This is a genomic window from Dyadobacter sp., from assembly GCF_017744695.1.
Taxonomy (GTDB): Bacteria; Bacteroidota; Bacteroidia; order Cytophagales; family Spirosomataceae; genus Dyadobacter.
Genome location: NZ_JAGIAS010000004.1, coordinates 69824 through 85465, shown reverse-complemented (window position 1 = coordinate 85465; position 15642 = coordinate 69824). Strand labels below are relative to the sequence as shown.

Annotated in this window: 15 protein-coding genes; 6 read left to right on the top strand and 9 right to left on the bottom strand. The window is 49.3% G+C overall.

All coding sequences use genetic code 11. From position 1 onward, the window contains the following. Positions 1 to 2: 2 nt before the first annotated feature. Entirely contained in the window at positions 3 to 593 is a 591-nt protein-coding gene (locus J7619_RS16410) for an NAD(P)H-dependent oxidoreductase (RefSeq protein WP_291200597.1), read from the top strand. An 11-nt stretch (positions 594 to 604) separates the two neighbouring features. Further along, a complete protein-coding gene (locus tag J7619_RS16405) occupies positions 605 to 2479 on the top strand; it encodes a monovalent cation:proton antiporter-2 (CPA2) family protein (protein ID WP_291200594.1) in 1875 nt (624 codons plus the stop codon). A gap of 5 nt (positions 2480 to 2484) precedes the next feature. On the opposite strand, the gene J7619_RS16400 is transcribed toward J7619_RS16405, so the two are convergent. The 9 genes from J7619_RS16400 to J7619_RS32265 all read right to left on the bottom strand — a co-directional run bounded on the left by J7619_RS16400 (position 2485) and on the right by J7619_RS32265 (position 12217). Next, complete coding sequence (locus J7619_RS16400; protein WP_291200591.1) at positions 2485 to 3870, bottom strand: sodium:solute symporter family protein; 1386 nt, start codon at positions 3868 to 3870, stop codon at positions 2485 to 2487. Positions 3871 to 3874: 4 nt separating this feature from the next. After that, positions 3875 to 4123: an acyl carrier protein gene (locus tag J7619_RS16395; protein WP_291200588.1), complete on the bottom strand. Its 249-nt coding sequence runs from the start codon at positions 4121 to 4123 to the stop codon at positions 3875 to 3877. A gap of 94 nt (positions 4124 to 4217) precedes the next feature. Then, positions 4218 to 5867 (bottom strand): fatty acyl-AMP ligase, encoded by a 1650-nt coding sequence (locus J7619_RS16390; protein ID WP_291200585.1) that lies wholly within the window; start codon positions 5865 to 5867, stop codon positions 4218 to 4220. A gap of 81 nt (positions 5868 to 5948) precedes the next feature. Next, entirely contained in the window at positions 5949 to 6245 is a 297-nt protein-coding gene (locus J7619_RS16385) for a hypothetical protein (protein WP_291200582.1), read from the bottom strand. A 208-nt stretch (positions 6246 to 6453) separates the two neighbouring features. Continuing rightward, entirely contained in the window at positions 6454 to 6753 is a 300-nt protein-coding gene (locus tag J7619_RS16380; protein ID WP_291200579.1) for a Dabb family protein, read from the bottom strand. Positions 6754 to 6782: 29 nt separating this feature from the next. Then, positions 6783 to 7874: a cell wall metabolism sensor histidine kinase WalK gene (locus J7619_RS16375; protein WP_291200576.1), complete on the bottom strand. Its 1092-nt coding sequence runs from the start codon at positions 7872 to 7874 to the stop codon at positions 6783 to 6785. 557 nt (positions 7875 to 8431) lie between these two features. Then, on the bottom strand, positions 8432 to 9706 hold the full coding sequence (locus J7619_RS16370) for a Glu/Leu/Phe/Val dehydrogenase (protein WP_291201609.1): 1275 nt from the start codon (positions 9704 to 9706) through the stop codon (positions 8432 to 8434). 296 nt (positions 9707 to 10002) lie between these two features. Further along, the gene (typA, locus tag J7619_RS16365; RefSeq protein ID WP_223400626.1) at positions 10003 to 11817 is read right to left on the bottom strand and encodes a translational GTPase TypA; all 1815 of its coding nucleotides are present in this window, start codon (positions 11815 to 11817) and stop codon (positions 10003 to 10005) included. 211 nt (positions 11818 to 12028) lie between these two features. Further along, complete coding sequence (locus tag J7619_RS32265) at positions 12029 to 12217, bottom strand: DUF2442 domain-containing protein (RefSeq protein ID WP_409012737.1); 189 nt, start codon at positions 12215 to 12217, stop codon at positions 12029 to 12031. Between the two features lie 179 nt (positions 12218 to 12396). Here J7619_RS32265 and J7619_RS16360 point away from each other — a divergent pair, with 179 nt between their 5' ends. From J7619_RS16360 to J7619_RS16345, 4 genes are all read left to right on the top strand, one after another. Further along, entirely contained in the window at positions 12397 to 14022 is a 1626-nt protein-coding gene (locus J7619_RS16360; RefSeq protein WP_291200571.1) for a M28 family peptidase, read from the top strand. 77 nt (positions 14023 to 14099) lie between these two features. Next, a complete protein-coding gene (locus tag J7619_RS16355; RefSeq protein ID WP_291200568.1) occupies positions 14100 to 14960 on the top strand; it encodes a TraB/GumN family protein in 861 nt (286 codons plus the stop codon). Between the two features lie 33 nt (positions 14961 to 14993). After that, positions 14994 to 15449: a DUF6934 family protein gene (locus J7619_RS16350; protein WP_291200565.1), complete on the top strand. Its 456-nt coding sequence runs from the start codon at positions 14994 to 14996 to the stop codon at positions 15447 to 15449. An 18-nt stretch (positions 15450 to 15467) separates the two neighbouring features. Continuing rightward, positions 15468 to 15638, top strand: coding sequence for a hypothetical protein (locus J7619_RS16345; RefSeq protein ID WP_291200562.1), 171 nt, complete (start codon positions 15468 to 15470; stop codon positions 15636 to 15638). Positions 15639 to 15642: the final 4 nt, after the last annotated feature.

The following is a 15642-nucleotide window of genomic DNA, read 5'->3' as shown; positions in this document are numbered from 1 at the left end:
TTATGTCCAAGGTTCTGATCCAGTTTGCCCACCCTACTCATAGCAAGTCCAATGTGCAAAAAACGTTGGAAAAGTATGCCCGAAAGGTAAAGGGAGTGACTTTCAATGATCTGTATGAGCATTATCCGGATCTTTTTATAGATATCAAAAGGGAACAGCAATTGTTGGCAAAACATGATATCATCATATTTCAGCATCCATTCTACTGGTACAGCAGCCCTCCGATCCTGAAACAGTGGCAGGACCTGGTGCTGGAATATAATTGGGCCTACGGTCCGAAAGGGCATGCGCTGAAAGGCAAGAAGATCTTCAATGCGGTGTCGTGCGGGGGCGGGCGTGATGCCTACACCCCGTCGGGGTATAACCGCTTCCCCGTCGGTCAGTACCTGTTGCCATTCAACCAAACGGCCTATTTATGCCGGATGGGCTATTTGCCGCCCTTCGTCGTACACGAAACTTATACGATCGAAGATTACACATTGAAAGCCTACGGTGAACAGTATGCCGAGCTGCTGGACGCGCTGGTGAACGACCGCATCGACCCTGCAGAGTTAGCCGGAGTCGAGTATCTGAACGAACTTTTTCCACACTAAATACCCCCGATATGCAACAATCCTTCTTTTTTCAGGCAATGATATACCTCGCGTCTGCGGTGGTAATGGTCCCGATTGCCAAACGGCTGGGGTTGGGATCGGTGTTGGGTTACCTGGTTGCCGGGGTGATCATCGGCCCGGCCGGCCTGAAGTTCATAGGGATGGAAGGTCAGGATATTATGCATTTTGCCGAATTCGGTGTGGTGATGATGCTATTTGTCATCGGCCTTGAACTCGAACCTTCGCGCCTGTGGCGCATGCGCAAGAGTATCGCCGGGCTGGGCGGATTGCAGGTCGGCGTGACGACCGTCCTTGTGGCCGGCGCCGCAATGCTATTCGGTGTAAGCTGGAAGGAGGCGCTCGCGCTGGGGATGATTATTGCGATGTCGTCCACCGCGATTGTAATGCAAACACTGAATGAAAAGGGTTGGCTGAAAACCGTTGCCGGGCAGAGCTCGTTCGCCGTACTCCTGTTCCAGGATTTGGCGATTATTCCAATGCTCGCATTGTTCCCCCTCCTCGCGGATCATGCAGGAGCGACTGACGGGCATGGCGGCGGGGATTCGCTCGTAAGCGCATTGCCCGCCTGGCAGCAGGCCGTCGTGGTATTGCTTTCGGTTTCGGCGATTGTGCTGACGGGGAAATACCTGCTGCGACCGGTTTTTCGCATGATGGCGCGTACCGCGTTGCGTGAAATGTTCACAGCCACTGCATTGCTGCTTGTGGTGGGTATTGCCGTACTCATGACTTCCGTGGGCCTTAGCCCCGCATTGGGGGCATTCCTTGCTGGCGTGGTACTGGCCAACAGCGAATACCGTCATGAGCTGGAAAGTTCTATCGATCCTTTCAAGGGCTTGTTACTGGGGCTGTTCTTCATTTCAGTAGGATCCTCCATTGATTTTTCATTGGTAGTATCCAAGCCGCTGCTCATCATCGGATTAGTAGCAGGTCTAATGCTGTTGAAAATGGCTATTCTCTTTGTTTTAGGCAAAATCTTCGAAGTGCGGAACGCGCAGAACTTCATATTCAGCATCGGTTTGAGCCAGATCGGCGAATTTGCATTTGTATTGCTTAGCTTCTCGGTCCAGGAAGGTGTTTTGGGAAAAGAAGTCTCGGACACGATGACGGCCGTGGTCGCGATCAGCATGGCAATGACGCCGCTGGCGATGATGGTCAATGAGAAGTTTATCCTGACGCGATTCTGCCTCGTAAGTGCCGGACTTCAAACGGCGCAGCGGCCAAGTGATGTGGAGGAAGAAGATAACCCGGTGATTATCGCAGGTTATGGCCATTTCGGAAATATCGTGGGGCGCTTTTTGCGTGCGAACGGCGTGGAGGCGACGGTCCTCGATAATGATAGTGACAATGTTGATTTCCTCCGCCGAATGGGCCTCAAAGTGTATTACGGCGATGCTACCCGCTATGAATTGCTGGATATTGCCGGTGCCGGGCGCGCCCAGATGATCATTATCGCGATCAGTGACGAGGAAAAGAGGCTGGAATTGATTGAAACAGTGAAAAAACATTTCCCGCACCTACATATGCTCGTGCGCTCAACCAACCGCAATGATGCGTACGATCTCATGAACGCGGGTATGATGCATATTTACCGGGAGACGTTCGATACGAGCCTCCGGTTGGGTGTGGATGCATTGAAATTGCTCGGGCATCGCGCGCATGAGGCGACGCGCATGGCGAAGACGTTCTTTGTCCACGACGAACGGACTTTGAAGCATTTGTCGAGCATCCGGAACGACGAGGAATACATTCATGCGGCGCGGCAACACATGGAAGAACTGGAAATGATCATGCAGGCCGACAGGGATGCGGTGCATTTAAATGCGCTTGCAGGTTGGGACCGTAAAGCCGAGGCCGAGACGGCCTGATTACCTCAGGATATGCCCGGCGCCCGACTACTTTTTCCCCAAATCCACCCGACTAACATACCCCCAAAGCTTGCGAGTAGTCCGTAAACGAGGGCGGGATATTCGGTTTCAATGAAAACGCAAAACAGCCATACCGCCAGTCCGACGACCATGGATAGCATGCAGCCCAGGGTATTGCTGGATTTCCAGTAGAGCCCCGCAGCCAGTGGGACAAACAATGAAACGAGGCTGAACGCGGACGACTCTGCCACGAGCTCGAAAATGCTTTCCCGGGTCGCAGCCATGAAAATGCAGACGGCCGTGATGCCGATAATGCCCATGCGAATGATTTTCAGCAGGTGCTTGTCGTCGAGATCCGGGTTGAAGTATTTGAAAATATTTTCCCCCAAAACAACGGCGGGAGCCATAATAGCACTACTCGTCGTGCTGAGAATCGCCGAAACCAGCGCGCCGAAAAACAGGATTTGAAGCGGCAGGTTCATGTGTTTCAGGACCATATTGGGGATGATCATCTGGCCGTGCTGTTCTTCGCCGGGGTACAGATGGTGCCCGCAAAGTCCTATGAAGAGAGGTAGTAGGGCAATGGTGAGGTACATGAACGATGAAAGCAGCGTCGATTGTACCGACACTTTGGCCGATTTGGCGGACATGACCCTTTGAAAAACATCCTGCTGCGGGATCGAGCCGAGACCGATGGTGATCCAGGCTGCAAAATACTCGAGGTGGCCTTTGAGTGTATTTTCAGGGAAGAAGCGAAAAAAGCCGGTTGGGGCAGCGTCCAGCAGCGGCTGAAAACCTCCTACTTCCTTATATAATACCGCCGCCACTATGAGCAGGCCTACGATGATCATGATCGTCTGGATAAAATCAGTGATCGATATCGACCACATCCCACCCCAGATCGTATACAGGATCACGACGAAAGAACTTGCCAGAATACACACCAGCAGCGACCAGCCCAGCACGACTTTCAGTACAATGCCCATAGCCAGCAACTGCGCGGCTATCCAGCTGAAATAGGACGGAATAATGAGAATGGCAGAGAGCAGTTCGGCATGGCCGCCGTAGCGGATCCTGAAAAAGTCACAAAATGTGATAATATTCATTTTGTAAAACCGCCGGGCAAAGAACAGGCCCACCAGGAAAAGGCACAGCGAAGCGCCAAACGGGTCCTCGATAATACCCAACACGCCGTGTTCGACAAACTCGGTTGGGGCACCCATAATGGTTTCCGACCCGAACCACGTGGCGAAAGTTGCCGAAGCCGCGAGGATCAGTGGTAGCTGGCGCCCTGCCAACACGAAGTCTTGGGTAGTAGTGATTCTTTTGGAGGCCCAGAGGCCTATTCCCAGGTTTGCCAGCAGGTATGCCAGGATGGAAAAGGCCAGCATCCCTTTAAGCCTCCTGGTTTTCTACAATCCATTGAGTGGTTGCATTGATAGTGCCCATTTCCCAGAAAATGGAAGGGCTTAGCTCGACCCCGAGCCATTCCTGCAACTCGGTTGTGATATCGACCATAAGAAGGGAATCCAATCGGTAATCGATGATTTCAGCGTCGAGATCGACTTCGGAAGGGTCTATTTCCGCATGGTGAGCGATACGCTCAACTATCCAGCCGGAAATTTCGGTAAATGTTTTACTCATTTAGTTAAAGTTTGTAACAAGCAATGAATGTTACGTGAAAATAGTACTTTCGCAGGTTTTTAAAAAAATTAGGCGGCTTTTTAAGTAACCGATATTAATCTACAAAACTCTTTTTGGCGAATAGCTCGCGGGCCTTCAGGCGCTGGATCTTGCCGCTCGATGTTTTGGGTAGTTTGCCCGGTTGGATCAGCACGATTTCATGCGGAATAAGCCCAAATGCCAATCCGACGCTCTGTGCCATTTTGTTTTTGATGATCTTCTCGTCATCCGGTGTTTGCGCAACCCTCCGCACTTCGCTTACGATCATCAGTGCTTCACCCTGGTCTGTCTCGACCGAGAATGCCGCAGCGGCATTAGGCTGGATATCGGGATGGCTTTCGCTTACGACCTCTTCAATGTCCTGCGGATAATAGTTGACGCCGCGAATGATGATCAGTTCTTTAGTACGCCCGGTGATAAAAAGAAGGCCATTCTCCATAAAGCCTAAATCCCCAGTCCGCAAATAAGGGCCTTCACCGTCGCTGGTGTAAGCCTGGAAAGTAGCTTTGGTTGCATCGGGTTTTTCCCAATAACCTGCTGCTATGCCATCGTTTTTTACCCATATCTCTCCTTCTTCCCCCTCTGGTAAACTTAGGTTGCTGGCAGGGCCAACGATCGATACCCGGGTAAATTCCACAGGAGGACCACATGCCACTACTTCCTTGGAATCGCTCAATTTGCGATAGGTAGTGGGTGTGCCGTTCAAATGCAGACTGACGGCCAGCGTAGCTTCGGCGAGACCGTAGGACGGAACGAGACTGTTTTTCTTAAAACCGGCAGCCTGTGTCGCAGCAGCGAATCTTTCGAGGGTCGAGATCCGGATTGGTTCTGCACCCACATAGAGGACGCGTAGGGAGCTCAGATCCAGTGCATCCAGCTGTTCCTGGGGAATGCGTGCGAGGCAATGGTCAAGTCCGAAGCCTGGCCCGCCGCAAAATCCGGCCTGGTATGTGCTGATCGTTTGCAGCAGCAATGCAGGTTTGGTAATAAACAGCAGTGGGGAGATTACAAAGCCGGTACCGCCGGTAAAGAGCGGGGAGAGAAGTCCGTCCACGAGCCCCATGTCATGGTAATGCGGTAACCAGGTAACCGACGTATCGTCCGCCGTGCGTCCGAAGCAATTATTGATGGCGCGGAGGTTAGCCGTCAGGTTGGCGTGGCTGATCATCACACCCTTGGGCTGGCTGGTTGAGCCGGAGGTATATTGTAAATAGGCTGTTTCAGTCGATTCTTTATGCCGGCGGATGGCACCGGGTGCGGCTGGTGCCGTCATCAGGTCGTCGGTGAAAACCCACTCTGCGTCGTATTCCTGTAATGTGGAAGAAGCGTCGTTTTTCCGCTGAAACAGCATTTTATAGGTTTTCGTATTGGTAATGATCCCGGAAGCCGTACAGTCACGCATAATGCTCAGAATGCGGTTTATTCCGGGTTCGGAATAGCTGATGGGTGTAGGAACCGCAACAATTCCCGCATGCAAAGCACCCAGGAACGAACAGACGAAAGCAGCTTCCGCGGGGAGCAAGAGGATCACCCTGGCGTTGACGGGAAACTTGGCGCTCAGCAGATGAGATGCGGCCAGTACACGCTGATGAAGTTCATTATAATGAAGCTGCTCGGTTATTTCACCCTCTTTGCCAATATAGCCGTAGGCAAGTTTGTCGGGATGTAATCCGGCATTGGTTTTCAGTACATCAAGTATATCCATAAACTGCAAAATAAAAAGAAAAGGCCAGATAAAAGTGGCTAAATGCACAGTATCGGGCCTTTTTTATCTAAAGGTATTCAATTATCGTCTGTGTCCGCGATGGCGGCCATTGTTTCCGTAATGGTCGTTGTGGCGGTATTGTTTGCGGTAAGCGCGGTCGTCGTGCCGACGGTACCTGTGGCGGTCGGCATAAATGACCCGCGGCGGTGCCGGTCTCACCACTACTACTGGCGGCGGCGGGGGAGCATGATAGTGCCTGTAACCATGCCGGTAACCATAGTCATAACCCGGCTCGTAGGAACGATAGGTGCAGGAAGAAATCGAAATGGCTGCGATCAGGGTGATCATGACCGACAGCAAGACACTGTTCTTTTTCACGGTTCTAGTTCGTTTTGTACTGATGCTAGAACGAATTGGATAGTAGGATAGTGCCGAAGGAAAAGAAATTACCGGAGGTGGAAAAAGTTATCCACAATGTGGGTAATGCTTAAATATAGCTTAACTGATTGATAATCTGCACTATTGAAAGTTGTTAACAAGTTATACACATTTTGCGTGTGGATAACTTGTTAACAAATATTAGGCTTTACGCTTCAACATCGTAAATCAGCACCTTCTCCCAAAGATGTGCGCATTCTTCCACGAATTTTTTGTGCAGAGGGTGGACCTGATATACATCATGCGCAGCCTCATCCTCGAAAATCAGGATTTCAGCGAAGTCATAGGTAGCGTCGATAACGGGCCTGCGGGTAGCAGCAGGTGGGCCGATATATGCCGATTCGATGGATTCGATTGCTTCGAGTGATTTGATACCGGCTAGCAGGGCTTGTCTTGCTTCTTCGTTGTCCTTCTCCTTCAACCAGAAGAATACATTGTGGATAAACATGGATAATGGTTTATGGTGTTAGAAATTGATTATGGATTCAACTGATTGACGACTTCGTCCGTTTTGGCTTCCGGTAACTGCTGGTGATATGCCTTTTCGAGTTTAAAAGAGAATGTGGTCCCCTTATCCGGCTTCGACATCACGGCGATCTTCGTGTCGTGGGCGTTCAATATATGCTTAACAATGGCAAGTCCCAAACCGGTGCCGCCGATTTCTTTGCTCCGGCTCTTGTCAATCCGGTAAAAACGCTCGAAAATACGGTTCAAATGCTCGTGCGGGATGCCCGGGCCGTTGTCTTTTACCTCCACTTCGATATACTTTTTACTCTCGCTGAAATGGACGATCACCTTACCATTCTCATTGCCGTATTTGATCGCGTTCTCGATGAGGTTGAGCATTACCTGCTCCATCCGGTCCGCATCGGCCTTGATCCACACTTCGGGCATGTCGTCCGGTTTCACTTTCAAAGTCACATTGCGGTTTTTAGCAATGTGTTCGAGGCGGCTGAAAATGCTGAGGGTGAGTTTGCGCAGGTCGGTCGGGACGATATTCATTTTAATATCCCCGGTTTCCATTTGTGACAACACAAGAAGGTCCTTGACGAGCACGTCGAGGCTGTCGAGGTTATTGGCGGCTTTGCGTAAAAAGCGTTCGCGTACGTTTTCATCATCCATCGCACCGTCGAGTAATGTATGGATAAATCCTTGTGCGGCGAAAATCGGGGTTTTGAACTCGTGCGAAACGTCAGCCAGAAACTCCCGGCGGAACAATTCCAGCTTTTTCAGCTCATCGATCTCCTTTTGTTTTTTGGTGACATAAACAAAGATCTCGTCGTTGATTGTTTTAAGCGGATTGGATTCCCGGATCAGCTTCTTGCGCGGGGCCATATTGAAATCCCGCATTTTCAGCTTGTGAATGGTCCGGTACATTTTGTTCACCTCTCGGAAAACCAGGATATCGACCGCGTAAAGTACCAGGAAAAATGAGGAAATGAAGGAGGAGATGGCCGAAACGAACAGCATCCCTTTTGAAACCCCATCCACAAATGCAAGAAATGTGGTGGTAATGAGGGATATCAGGAATGCCAGAATAACGGCAATGAAGCGAGGACTTAACGACATGGTACTTTAAAGCTTGCTTCGCGCGGGAGCTTGTTTCCCGCGTGAAGCGAATCTGTTGAAAATTTAGCCTTAAAGTTAACACTTTGAAACCGGTTTAGATTCGGTTTCGCCTCGGAAGTGGCTTGTTAAGAAATTGTTAACCGATTACGGTGTGATGTGTCGCTGGTGTCGTCAAGAGTTGTCATTTGTGGTCAGGTATCGTCAAGAATAGTGGTTCGTAGTTGTATGCGCAGCTTTTGATCGGCGGTAAATGCCGTCAGGCATATAACATTGGTAGAAAATACAGTCGGCCCGGATTACGTCAAAATGCCGTCAGGCATGCAACAACAATGCTCGGTTGTTGCATGCCTGACGGCATTTTCAGGGGTGTAACTTCTGGTCTGGCTGCTACTTGTTTTGCCAGGTGTGGTCAGGTGTGGTCAGGGTGGTCAGGTGTTGTCAGGTATTGTAAGGTATTGTCAGGGATAGTCAGTTCTTGTTTCAACCTCAAACAAGAACTGACTATTCCTGACTACAAATGACTACACCTGACCACGAATGACCATACCACACCTGACCTAAAATCCCCCACGGTACTTATAAGTACTCGCGACTTTGTCAATCGCCACAATGTACGCCGCAATACGAAGCGATACCTTGTATTTCAACGAAGTTTCATACACTTTGTCGAATGCCTCTTTCATAATGCGGTCGGTGCGGCGGTTAATCCGTTCCAATGTCCATTTGTAGCCGATCCGGTTTTGGACCCATTCGAAATAGGAAACGGTAACACCACCCGCGTTCGCGAGGATGTCGGGCACCACCATAATGCCTTTTTCATTGATAATGTCGTCGGCTTTGGCAGAGGTTGGGCCATTGGCGCCTTCCACAATCATGCGTGCCTGAATGCTGGATACATTTTTGCGGGTAATCACGTCTTCTTTGGCGGCGGGCACCAGCACGTCTACCGGTAGGCTGAAAAGGTCGTCGCCGGAAATCTGCTCGGCTTTGGCATAGCCTTCCAGCGAGCCTTTGTTGGCATCGCGGTATGCGATAGCGTCAGCCACGTCGATTCCCTTATCATTATAATATGCCCCCGAAATGTCGCTGATCGCGTGGATGGCCGTGCCGCGCTCGCGCAGGAGCAGGGCCGCGTGCGAGCCTACATTTCCGAAACCTTGTACCGCGGCGGTTGCCCGGTACGGATTGATGCGCAGTTTTTCCATACCCGCCAATGCAGATACCATTACACCGCGGCCCGTCGCCTCGGTGCGTCCCAATGAGCCGCCGAGCACCAGTGGCTTGCCTGTTACCACGGCGGGGATCGTCATGCCTTTCGATTTGGAATACTCATCCATGAGCCAGGCCATCTCGCGAGGGCCGGTACCCATATCCGGTGCTGGAATGTCCTGGTCAGGGCCGAAAACGTCGAGTAGGGCCGTCGTGTACGCGCGCATGAGGCGCTCGATCTCACCGGCAGACATTTCGCGCGGGTTACATGCAACACCACCTTTCGCTCCACCATAGGGAATGTCGACCACGGCGCATTTCCATGTCATCCATGCGGCTAATGCACGCACTTCGTCGAGGTTTACGTCGGGATCGAAACGAATGCCGCCTTTGCTCGGGCCGAGGATGGTGGAGTGGATCACGCGATAACCTTCGAAAGTCCGGATTTCGCCGGAATCCATGGTAACCGGGAGCCCGACTGTTACCTGCTTACGCGGTACTTTGAGGATATAGTACATTTCTTCGGATATCCCGAGGAGGTCTACGGCTTTGTCAAATCGCTGCATCATTGACTCCAACGGATTGTCTTTATCCTTAATCGGAGCCGGTTCTATGTAAGACATCATTTGATCTTTAAGGTGTTGATATTAAAATAGTTAACTCAAATTGGCTGAGCTGACGATACAAACTACGCTATTTGTTGTTATAAAAGCAAAAAACTAATTTTTCTTGAAATAGTAATAAAAAATAGCGGACATAGAATGTTCCAGAAGAGTGACAAACATTAAAATTATACCACAGGTTTTGGCTGGAATCCCAAATTTTCTGGCTGGATCGGGGGAAATATTGAAATGCAGGAAAAATAAAAAAGGAGGCAAAATTTTGCCTCCTTTTCGGGTTTGGAATATCGGGCTTTGAATTAAGCCATTTCCAGTTTGGACGCGTAGCGCTTGCGCTCGTTCTCGTCCAGGTATATTTTCCGCATACGCATGTTCTGCGGGGTAACTTCAAGATATTCGTCTTTCTGGATGTATTCCATCGATTCTTCCAGAGAGAAATTGATTTTCGGAGCGATACGCAGACCGTCGTCCGAGCCGGAAGCACGCATGTTGGTCAGCTTTTTCGCTTCTTGCAGGTTCACCACGATGTCGTTAGGACGGTTGTGCTCACCTACTACTTGTCCACCGTAGATTTCATCGCCCGGATCCACGAAGAAACGTCCGCGATCTTGCAGTTTGTCCAAAGTATAGCCGGTTGCAGGACCTGTGTTTTTCGAAATAATCGATCCGTTCTGACGGCCCGGGATTGGCCCGCGGAATGGCTCGAAGCTTTTGAAACGGTGCGTCATAACAGCTTCACCTTGTGTTGCGGTGAGAACGTTCGAACGTAAACCGATCAATCCACGTGAAGGGATTTCGAACTCAAGGTGTTGCAAATCGCCTTTAGGTTCCATGATCAACAGCTCGCCTTTACGCTGCGTAGCCAATTCGATCACCTTTCCGGCAGTTTCTTCCGGCACGTCTACTACCAATGTCTCGATTGGTTCGAGGCGCTGGCCGTTTTCGTCTTCTTTGTACAATACCTGCGGCTGACCTACCTGCAATTCGTAACCTTCGCGACGCATGGTTTCGATCAATACCGACAAGTGGAGGATACCACGGCCGTAAACCAGGAATTTGTCCTCGGTATCAGTTGGTTCCACGCGCAATGCGAGGTTTTTCTCCGTTTCTTTCAACAACCGGTCGCGGATGTGGCGTGAGGTAACGAATTTACCTTCTTTACCAAAGAACGGCGAGTTGTTGATCGTGAAGAGCATGTTCATCGTAGGCTCATCCACCGCAATACGTGGCAGTGCCTCAGGATTTTCAGCATCAGCGATAGTATCACCGATTTCGAAATCTTCGATACCTGTTACGGCGCAAATATCACCAGCGCTTACTTCGCTTACTTTGGATTTACCCAAACCTTCGAACAGCTGAACTTCTTTGATTTTTACTTTCTTCATCACGCCGCCGGCTTTGCAAAGCGTAACGGTCGATCCTTCCTTGATCGTTCCTCTTTTTACGCGGCCGATGGCGATACGGCCCACGAATGCATTGTAGTCGAGGGAAGTGATCTGCATTTGAGTATTTCCTTCTTCGATTACCGGAGCAGGGATCTGCTCGATAATGGTGTCGAGAAGGAAAGTAATATCTTCGGTTGGTTTCTGCCAATCCGGACCCATCCAGCCTTGTTTTGACGAACCGTAAACCGTCACGAAATCGAGCTGATCTTCGGTCGCACCCAGGTTGAACATCAGGTCGAATACATTCTCCTGAACTTCTTCCGGGCGGCAGTTTTCTTTATCTACTTTGTTGACAACCACGATCGGTTTCAGGCCAAGACCGATGGCTTTGCCCAATACGAAACGGGTTTGTGGCATCGGACCTTCGAATGCATCGACCAGCAACAAAACGCCATCCGCCATTTTAAGTACGCGTTCCACCTCACCACCGAAGTCTGCGTGACCTGGTGTATCAATTACATTGATTTTCACATCTTTGTAACGCACCGATACGTTTTTGGAAACAATTGTAATCCCACGCTCACGTTCCAGATCGTTGTTGTCGAGGATCAGGTCGTCGAACTCCTGATTGTCGCGAAACAGCTTTGACGCGTGGATGATTTTGTCGACCAAAGTCGTTTTACCGTGGTCAACGTGCGCAATAATTGCGATGTTACGAATGGCTTGCATTGTTTTATGGATCAGTTGTTTACGACGCTGCTACGAAATGCTCAGAATACGTGTCAGGGCCGATTTGGCTTTTGTCTGGATGTAAGTTGGCCAAACAGGGTGCAAAGGTACGTACTTTTCCTCTGAATAACAGTATTTTACAATTAATTTATTGTTATCCCGTGAAAAAGAGCCTTTAAACTAAAAGAAGTGCAAAAAGGGAAAGAAAATATCAGAAGGATGCTATTTGACTTTCCGACATACGGTAAAGATTATCCGGGTCAAAATCGACGCCATTATCCCATGCGAGCGTTCCGTAGGAATCGAGTCTGACGGTTTTGAAATAATTCGGATCCGATAACTGACTTATCAAATCGTCATTTATCCTTCGGTACTTTTCAACTATTTCTCTCAGGTTCATGGTGCGCGTTTCTCCGTGTTGAACTCACATGCGACAGTATAGTCGTGTATATCTAGGATATTTTTGACGAAGTATAACATGATTTTGACTGCAATGAATCAAATGTAATGAATGTGCTGCGTTTTGCATTAGCTATGACGTTTCGTTAATTTGTAAAGATTGAAATACCATTAAACCTCATGATGAACAAGAACCTATTGGCTGGATTATTCCTGTCTATCAACACTTTGGCATGGGCGCAGGCGGTCCTGCCGCAGGATCGCCTGCCGCAGGATGATGCTGCCAAATATGCGGCAAGCATTACACCCTCCGATTTGAAAAAGCACCTGGTAATTATCGCTTCCGACAGCCTGGAAGGCCGGGATACCGGTTCGCCTGGCCAGAAAAAGGCTGCGGAATACGTCTCCAAACACTATAAACAGTACGGATTGCAGCCCATTGCAACGGATGCCGACGGATCGAAAAGCTATTTACAGAAGTACAAGCTCTATAAGCGCAGCTGGGGTGATGTATATGTAACGGCACACGGCAAGAAGTATGAATTCAACAAGGATTTCTATCTGAACGGCTTGCTGGATATTCCCGAGGAAATCAGCACAGGCGTGGTGACGGTAGGTTATGGAATCGAAGACGGAAATTACAGTGATTATGCCGGGGTCAATATTAAGGATCAATCCGTAATCATGTTCGATGGCGAGCCTAAAACTTCGGGGGGGAAGTACCTGATCAGCGGCAATTCGGAGAAAAGCAAATGGAGCGGCCCGGTTTCCTGGCAGGTGAAAGCCAAACTGGCAAAGGAAAAAGGTGCTAAATATGTCTTCATTATTACGGATAAAACAGGCGAAGATCTGGATAAGGAGATCCGTCAGCGTGCGGTAATGGCCCGGCGGTTCAGTGCACCCACGTTGAAGCCGGTTCAGGAAAATCCTTCGGGAACTGCTGCATTCGTATTTTCTGCGAAAGGCGCTGCTGAAATGCTGGGAACTTCGGTTGCGAAACTCATGAAATTGAAAGCCGAAATCGATAAGTCGGGTAAACCCGTTTCAGAAAATTTCGCGAACACGGTTTCATTGAAAGTCGGCCGCGTGAGCGAAACGATTGATACAGAGAATGTCGCGGCATTCATGGAAGGTTCCGACAAGAAGGACGAGGTGCTGGTAATCAGCGCACACTTGGATCATATCGGTATTTCTGAAAACGGCGAAATCAATAACGGCGCCGACGATGACGGGTCGGGAACAGTATCGCTGCTGGAACTGGCAGAAGCATTCAGCAAAGCCAAGGCCGAAGGCAAAGGGCCGAGGAGAAGCATTCTGTTTCTGAATGTTACGGGGGAAGAGAAGGGGCTATTCGGTTCTGAATATTATTCTGAACATCCCTTGTTGCCACTTAAAAATACGATTGCCGACCTGAATATAGATATGATCGGTCGTGTGGACGAAGCGCATAAGAGCGATCCGAAGTACGTCTATCTGATCGGTTCCGACAAACTTTCCTCGAAGTTGCATGAAATCAGCGAGGAGGCGAATAAGAAATACGTCAACTTTAAGCTCGATTATACCTTCAACGATCCGAAAGATCCTAACCGCTTCTATTACCGTTCCGATCACTATAATTTTGCTAAAATGGGTGTTCCGGTGATTTTCTATTTTACGGGCGTTCACGAAGACTATCACCGCCCCGGCGACGACGTGGAGAAAATCCTGTTCGATAAGCAATCCGAGATCGTGAAACTGGTGTTTTATACTGCCTGGGACCTGGTGAACCGGGATGAGCGCATTGTGGTGGATAGTCATAAGGAATAGTTTCGGGGAAGGGAGGAAGAAGGAGGAAAGGACTAAGGAGGAAGGGGAGGAAGGTTAATTAAACCAATAACTGAAATATGAATCGGGTTTTGTTGTTGCTGATTTTTTGTACGTCAGGCATTATGTCGCTGGCGCAGGTGCCTACTGAGAATTCACTCCTTTGGGAAATCAGCGGGCGTGGGCTGGCGAAACCCTCCTATTTGTTCGGGACCATTCACCTCATTTGCCCGACCGATTTTTCTCTGAGTGATTCCTTGAAGGGTACACTCGCGCGCACGCAGCAGGTGGCGCTTGAAATGGATATGGACGACCCCGGTATGATGGCCGGGATGATGAAAACGATGAACATGACTGCGGGTAACGAGTTGAAAAAGCTCGTTACCGGGCAGGAGTATGAGCGGCTGGACCGCTTCTTCAAAGACTCCGTGCACGTGGGCCTGGCCATGTTCGAGCGCGCGAAGCCATTCGTGCTGATGGGGCCGCTATTCAATGCGGTACTCGATTGCCAACCCCAATCCTATGAAATGGCACTGATAGAACTAGCCGGTAAACAGAAATCGGAAGTGATCGGTATCGAGACTTTGGAAGAGCAAATGGCTATTTTTGATACCATTCCTTACAAAGACCAGGCGAAGATGCTCCTTAGCCTGATTGATAGTCTGCCCGCCGCACGAAAAGAATTCAAGAGCCTGGTTGCGTCATACAAGGCACAAAATATCAGCGAGCTTTACGGAATGACGTTGAAAAGCGAGTTCGGAATGGAGGGGAACGAAGAGGTAATGCTTTTCGCCCGCAACCAGAAATGGATCCCGCGCATACGCAGGATCGCCAGCGCGAAACCGACGTTTTTCGCAGTCGGCGCGGCGCATTTGGGTGGGGAGAAGGGGGTGATTGCTTTGTTGAGGAAGGAGGGCTTTGTGGTGCGGGCCGTGAAGTAGAATACATTTTTCAATACACTATAACACAACACTATGAATGCTGACTACTATCTCTTGGCCAGAGATGAAAACTTGGCTGTATATTACTTTGTTAGCGAAGGAAGTAGAGGGAGGATCAAAAAAGGTATCTTCTTTCAACTTGTTGATGAGGAGGAACAGTTATATAACCTCGCGTTTGGAGATTGGAACGACGAGATCGGACATTTGGATGATGTGGTTCGGACTGATAACGGCGACACCCAGAAAGTGCTTAATACCGTCGCCGTTGCGGTGGTTGACTTCATGACTAAAAATCCGGGTGCCAAACTTATGGCAAGGGGAAGTACTAGCTCACGGACTCGACTCTACCAGATGAATATTCTGAGAAACTGGCAGGAAATTTCTGAACATTTTGATGTGCAAGGTGTGAAAGATGGTCAGTTTGAGGTATTCTGTAATGGAGTTAATTACGAAGCTTTTTTACTAACCAAGAGATTGCTAACTTTATAATAATCAAACGCACTAAAAATGAAAGCTCAAAAAAAATCAATCTTCGACAGCATTTCTGAAATCAGGACGGTTAAATCAATAGGATTACCTACTAATCCCATTTTTGAGAAAAAGCGCCTGGATGCCATTGAATTTATTAAAAAAAATCGGCTGACTGAACAACTCCGTCAGCAAGCTTCTCAGGACTAGCTCC